We start from the raw sequence: 6759 nt of genomic DNA, 5'->3' as shown, positions 1-6759 counted from the left end.
GCATGCCCCTTTATCCCAATTCCTTAATTCCAGTTTCATTTTACAATTGAGGTAAAATATTTCTACTCGAATAGTTGAAATTATCATTGACTATATTAGATATGAAAATTATAATATACCGATCCTGTTTAGAGTACAAAGGAGGAATTTATATGGAAAATAATGCTACATCAGGAAACTTACTTAAACATATTGCATTTTTTGCGATACCTTATCTGTTATCTTATTTCTTACAGACACTCTATGGTATGGCTGATCTATTTATAGTGGGGCAATTTAATGCGGTAGATGGAATTACAGCTGTTTCTAATGGGAGTCAGGTCATGCATATGTTGACAGCGATTCTTGTCGGACTGGCTATGGGGGTTACTGTTTCTATTAGTCATGCGGTAGGGGCAAAGAAACATAAACTCGTAGAAAAAACAATAGGTAATACGATTACACTCTTTGCATGTATTTCTATTGTTTCTACTATTCTATTGCTTATTTTTGTTAAACCACTTGTTGTGTTACTCAATGTCCCACAAGAAGCAATGACTGGAACTGTACAGTATCTTGTCATCTGCTTTATAGGGATTCCTTTCATTACTGCTTATAACATCATCAGTTCTATATACAGAGGTTTAGGGGATTCTAAAAGCCCAATGTATATTATTGCGATTGCTTGTTTATTAAATATTGTCTTAGACTATCTCTTTATTGGATTATTTCATATGGGACCAATAGGGGCAGCACTTGGAACCACTGTATCACAAAGCGTGAGTGTTATTATCGCACTCATCTCAATGAGATATCGTACCTCTGATATTCATATCAAAAAAGAAGACCTTCATCTTCAACCTCAGGTATTTAGACAGATTTTAAAAGTAGGCTTTCCTGTCGCAATTCAGGATGGATGTATTCAGATTGGTTTTATCATCATTACTATTATTGCGAATAGTCGTGGCTTAAATGATGCCGCTGCAGTAGGTATCGTAGAAAAAATGATCACTGCCATCTTTATTATCCCTTCTACAATGCTTGCGACTGTATCAGCTTTGTCTGCACAAAATATCGGTGCCAAAGACTACGGGCGTGCCCGTACTGTATTAAAATATGCAGTTATAATTGCTACTCTCTATGGAATCATTGTTGCCTTGATTGTAGAATGTGCTGCACCTACACTTCTTGGCTTATTCACTAAAGATACAACGGTAATCTTACTAGGTGCACAATATATCAGTTCTTATATTATTGATACAATATTTGCAGGGGTTCACTTTAGCTTTAGTGGTTACTTTGCGGCTGATGGTAAGAGCTATATTGGTTTTATTCACAATATCATCTCTCTTTCATTAGTCAGAGTACCAGGTTCTTATATTGCTTCTATTTTGTATCCTCATAACTTGTTTCCAATGGGACTTGCCGCTCCTTTAGGATCATTATTATCAGTGATTATTTGTTTAATCGCATATCGTATATTGAAGAAGAAAGATGAATTAAGTGTGCTATAATTGATTCTAAGAGAGGTACATTTATGGATAAGATAAGATGGAATCAATTGTTCACTCCAAGAACATTAAAGAGAGGATATGAACTCTACCAAAGAGGTGCAGTAGAAGACATTCAACATAATGAATATGCAATCAAAGGAAGCATATTTGATGATGAAGACTATTACTCTATTGTTTATTTGCGTGATGGAATGATAGAAGATATGGATTGCAGCTGTGAGAATGAAGATGAATATTGTGAACATATTGCAGCACTTCTTTATGCCTATGATCCTAAACAAATATATCAATTCCATGATTTTCAAGAAGTCAATACTGATGAAAAGTACAAGTCTGTAATCAGAGATATTATTACAGAGAGTCGAAGCTATAAACAGATGATCAATAAACTCATTTCCTATAAACGTTCAATTCTTCCTACAATAACAGAAGACTCTCTTGCATCACTTAATTTGGTGATTGAAACATTCTATCTCATTTCATCTATTCCTGAAGAAAAAGACGATATTTTAGAAGAACTTAAGAATGATTTAAAAATAATCGTTTCCTGCAGTCATAATAAGAAGACTTTATTAGATGTATTTGAAAGAGAGTACCATTTCCATAAGTATGAGAAAGAAGATGAAGAGTATCTTACTGAAGTCTTTCTAGAATGTTTTAATGAAACAGAATTATATGAAGACAAGTATCGTATTGTGAATCATATGATTCTAGGCAGTGATGCTTTGAAAGATAACTGGGTTGGACGTATGCAATACTCTCGCTGGATAAGCATTGGATTAAAGATGATGCAGGAAGCGCATATGTCCTATCAGGACATTCTTCATTTCCTTGATACATATCATAATTATGCACCTGTATTTATTCGATATGCGAATGCTTGTTTAGAAAATAGAAATAATAATAAAGCTCTTGAAGTCGTTGAACTTGGATTAAAGTATCATCAAGAAGATGAAGATTTACTTAAGATGAAAAAGGAGATTGCACCTTGTTTAAATCTTAATATGATAGATTGGGCAGACCAGTTTACAGATGTCATCTTAAAACGTGGTTATGATTACTTTTATAAAAAGAAGATCAAGAAGCTCTATCAGGAGCCTTATGGTATTGCGGCTGTAGTAGAAGGGTCAGATGATTATCATGTTACTATAGATTTAAAGGATAAACAGGTCACTGGCATGTATTGTGACTGTCCATATGCCAATAAAGGACATCATTGTAAGCATATGGCAGCTGTATTACTTGCATGTAGTGATTATGAAAATTATGATGATATCAAAGAAAAACTAGATATCAAGTTTATAAAAGAACTTAAAGAACATATTCATACACTTCCAAGAGATCAATTAGAACAGCTTCTGTTTGATGAAATGAGATTCAATGAGTCTTTACAGCAACGCTTTAATGATCTTATTGAAACAACTACAATTCAAGATAAATACTTAGACTATCTAGTAGAACTGATAGATGATAATGAAGATCATATACCAACGCTTTTAAAGAAGTTAAAAAAGTATCTTCGTATCTCTTTAAGTAAACTTATATCAAAACGTGATTATCAGACAGCACATGCGCTTATTGCCTGCGCATTTTGTAAAGTCACATGCTTAGACCCAAAGAAAGAAGTCTATGATTTTCTTAAAGATATTCATGTGTATTTGAGACAACTTATAAAAATCTATCCTTCTAGTGAAGATGCCTTTTATGCAGTGAAGGAACTTTACAGTGACTGCTGCATGCCATTTTATGAAGGTGTGATTGATCCAGTACTATTAAATGATTTTGATAGTAAGCAGTTCTATGATTTGAAGTTCAATCTTATTCATCAGAAGATTCTCTATTCATCTCTTTATGATGACAGAGAACTCCAAAAGCTGATTTATGAACGCTGGACAAAATATGGTTTGGATTTACTTATAGAATCAGGTAAAGAAGAATCAGTGATTCTTGATTATTTAAGTCAGTATGCAGATAGTGAAGCAGTACAAGTCAATTATGTTGATTACTATGTGAGAAAAGGTGACTATCAGAAAGCACTGGATATTCTAGATGAGCATACAGGTCAGGCTTATGAAGTAAAAAGACAAGAAGTTATAGAAGCAATGAATTATCATAAGGAAGTATCTTAAGAAACCTATTCACAGGTTTCTTTTTTTGCGATTTATTAAAAAGCATAGATTGTATTTACAGATAGCTTTATAATTAATAAAGATATATCGATAGAAAGGGGAGGTACAATCTAATATGAAGAAATATATCAAATCAAATCTCTTTTATTTTTCTATTTGCATTGTTTTGTTTTCAACAGCAGGTCTTATGTCTGTCTTTTTAGCTAATATTCTCAAAAGAATGATTGATACCTCAACCGCAAAAAATATTACACAGTTTTACCATGTGATGATTCTTACTATCTTCTTTATCATCATTAATTTTACTCTTCATATACTAAGAGGTTTCTTTAAAGCAAAATTTCTCAAGAAAGTCATGTTGTCTTTGAAACATGATTTATTTAAAGGCATATTCTCAAAGAGTATCAAAGACTTCAATAGGGAAAACACTTCAGTCTATACGAGCATATTTAATAATGATTTAAAGATACTTGAAAAGAATTATTTTGATAACCTTCTCACAATCATCTCTGACTTATCTCAATTCTTCATTTGTTTAGTTGCAGTCATCTCATTCCAATTTGAACTTGCTGTCATAATCATATTAATTAATGTGATTGCGATATTTGTACCTGTATTATTAGGTAAAATATTATCCCATAAGCAGATAGATTCTATTAATAAATTCAGTGATTTGAATGTGAAGATTAAGGATTTCTTCAATTCTTTTGAAATCATAAAATGTTTCCAGGTGACTCATAAAGTAATAGATAACTTTGATCATGCAGATAATATATATGAAGAAAGTATGGAAAACTTTAGATATTGTGAAGGAATCATAGCTGGTTTTTCAACTTTATCATCACTTGGTGTAAGTGTTATGACAACACTTATATCACTCTATTTTGTCATCAAGAATCAAATTACTATTGGTGAAATGATGGCAATCACACAACTTGTAAATAATATTGCGAATCCTTTAGGACGATTATCTAGTGAACTTCCATTATTAAAGAGCACAAAACCTATTGAACTTAAATTAAAAGAATATATGGATATTAAAATGGTTCAAACTGGAATTAAAATAAATGGTCTAAATCAAATCACTATGGATCATATATCATTTGGTTATACTGAAAACAAAGAGATCATTCATGATTTTAGCTATGAATTTCTTAAAAATAAGAAGTATGCGATTGTCGGTAATAGTGGATGTGGGAAGTCCACTATCGTTAAGCTTCTTTTAAATTACTATGATAACTACAAAGGAAATATCTTTATCAATGATGTAAATCTCAATGAAATTGATATGAGTAGTGTTTACTCTCATTTATCCATGGTTCATCAAAATGCACCTATTCTCAATGATACACTAAGAAACAATATTACTTATTATAATGATTATTCAATAGAACAGGTTAATCAAATCGTACATGAGGCAGGATTAGATCATTTTGTAGAATCATTACCTGATGGATTAGATACTGTCATCAATGAAAATGGGAATAATATCTCTGGAGGAGAAAAACAGAGAATCAGTATTGCAAGAACTTTATTAAAGAATGCAGATTTATTGATCTATGATGAACCCACATCTAACTTAGATCATGTAACCGCAAAAGAAGTAGAAAAGAATTTGTTGAATAGGAATAATACATGTATCATGATTACTCATAGATTAGAAGATAATCTATTAGAGAGATTCGATGAAATACTCGTACTAGATCATGGAACTATTGTAGAATCAGGTACTTTTAAAGTTCTTCTAGATAGAAAAGGAGTATTCTACTCTTTGTATAAAGGATGAAAAGTAGGAGATATTCTTGTAATGTCTCCTATTTTTTTATCTGAAGACAAAAATATAGTATCATTTATTGACTTCTGATATTATAATAGTTCATAAATGAACTATCTAAATATGAAAGAAGGTAAGAGCATGTATTTTAATATAGAGTTTCCAAATAAAATGGCTCATGCATACAGTGTTATGTGTAAACCACTGTGTCAAGAAATGAAATTACCACAAACAGCTTTTGATATACTGATGTTTTTATCGAATAATCCTCAATATAAGACAGCAAGAGATATTGTAGAAGTAAGAAAAATTAAAGCCAATCTTGTTTCTATAAATGTAGATAAGCTTGTAAAAGAAGGGTGTCTAGAAAGAAAAGAAGTAGCAGGAGATCGCCGTAAGACAGAACTTATATGTACTTCTAAGGCAGATTCTATTATAGAAAAAGGACGCTTAGTTCAGAAAGATTTTAAAGACACATTATTTAATAACATGGATGATTCCATGAAAGAAATATTATTTAAAGGTATGGAAATCATGGAAGATAATCTTGATAGGATATTGGAGGATCAATAATATGACAGTGTTAATGACTATTCTTGTTACATTTTTTGCGGGTATGGGTGCTGGTCTAGGTACTGGTTTTGCAGGTATGAGTGCTGCGGCTGTTATCAGTCCAATGTTGATTACTTTCTTAGGGATGGATCCTTATATGGCTGTGGGGATTGCTTTATCTTCAGATGTACTTGCAAGTGCAGTTTCTTCTTATGAATATGGTAAAAACAAGAATCTAGATATTAGAAATGGTTTAATCATGATGGTTTCTGTATTATGTTTTACAATAGTAGGAAGCTATATCTCTAGTTTAGTACCAGCAGCCACTATGGGTAATTTCTCAGTCTTTATGACAATGCTTCTTGGAATAAAGTTTATCCTTAGACCAGTTATGACAACAAAAGAATCTATGGAAGCAGTCTCTCCTCAAAAAAGAGCCATTCAGTCAGTAATCTGTGGTGTTATTATTGGCTTTATCTGTGGTTTCATTGGTGCAGGTGGAGGTATGATGATGCTTCTTATTCTCACTTCTGTATTAGGTTATGAACTTAAGACAGCAGTAGGAACAAGTGTCTTTATCATGACATTCACTGCTTTAACAGGAGCTGTATCTCATTTTGCGATTGGTGGGACACCTGATTGGGGTGTATGGATTCTATGTGTTATCTTTACATTCATCTGGGCAAGAATTGCAGCACGCTTTGCGAATAAAGCGACTCCAGAAACATTAAATAGAGTGACAGGTATTATTCTAGTTATATTAGGTATTGTGGTACTTGCATTCTCAATGGTGAAATAAAAAAAGTCTTCT

General features: G+C 32.2%; 5 protein-coding genes. All 5 read left to right on the top strand.

Annotation, left to right across the window (positions count from 1 at the left end):
* Positions 1 to 152 precede the first annotated feature (152 nt).
* The 5 genes from DW269_RS07225 to DW269_RS07205 all read left to right on the top strand — a co-directional run bounded on the left by DW269_RS07225 (position 153) and on the right by DW269_RS07205 (position 6747).
* Positions 153 to 1493: an MATE family efflux transporter gene (locus tag DW269_RS07225; protein ID WP_117459167.1), complete on the top strand. Its 1341-nt coding sequence runs from the start codon at positions 153 to 155 to the stop codon at positions 1491 to 1493.
* 23 nt (positions 1494 to 1516) lie between these two features.
* Complete coding sequence (locus DW269_RS07220; protein ID WP_117459166.1) at positions 1517 to 3622, top strand: SWIM zinc finger domain-containing protein; 2106 nt, start codon at positions 1517 to 1519, stop codon at positions 3620 to 3622.
* Between the two features lie 115 nt (positions 3623 to 3737).
* On the top strand, positions 3738 to 5408 hold the full coding sequence (locus DW269_RS07215; protein ID WP_117459165.1) for an ABC transporter ATP-binding protein: 1671 nt from the start codon (positions 3738 to 3740) through the stop codon (positions 5406 to 5408).
* 129 nt (positions 5409 to 5537) lie between these two features.
* Positions 5538 to 5969 (top strand): MarR family winged helix-turn-helix transcriptional regulator, encoded by a 432-nt coding sequence (locus tag DW269_RS07210; protein WP_117459164.1) that lies wholly within the window; start codon positions 5538 to 5540, stop codon positions 5967 to 5969.
* Positions 5970 to 5976: 7 nt separating this feature from the next.
* Positions 5977 to 6747 carry a sulfite exporter TauE/SafE family protein gene (locus DW269_RS07205; protein WP_199410007.1) on the top strand — a complete coding sequence of 257 codons (771 nt, stop codon included), beginning with the start codon at positions 5977 to 5979 and terminating at the stop codon, positions 6745 to 6747.
* Positions 6748 to 6759: the final 12 nt, after the last annotated feature.

The sequence above is a fragment of the Catenibacterium sp. AM22-6LB genome, from assembly GCF_003435615.1.
In the GTDB taxonomy this organism is placed as follows: domain Bacteria; phylum Bacillota_I; class Bacilli_A; order Erysipelotrichales; family Coprobacillaceae; genus Catenibacterium; species Catenibacterium mitsuoka_A.
This window is presented reverse-complemented; position numbering and strand designations above follow the sequence as displayed.

Excerpts from the sequence above, each read along its gene's own strand:
- DW269_RS07225 (WP_117459167.1), top strand. The coding sequence starts at position 153 with ATGGAAAATAATGCTACATCAGGAAACTTACTTAAACATATTGCATTT.
- DW269_RS07215 (WP_117459165.1), top strand. The coding sequence starts at position 3,738 with ATGAAGAAATATATCAAATCAAATCTCTTTTATTTTTCTATTTGCATT.
- DW269_RS07220 (WP_117459166.1), top strand. The coding sequence starts at position 1,517 with ATGGATAAGATAAGATGGAATCAATTGTTCACTCCAAGAACATTAAAG.
- DW269_RS07210 (WP_117459164.1), top strand. The coding sequence starts at position 5,538 with ATGTATTTTAATATAGAGTTTCCAAATAAAATGGCTCATGCATACAGT.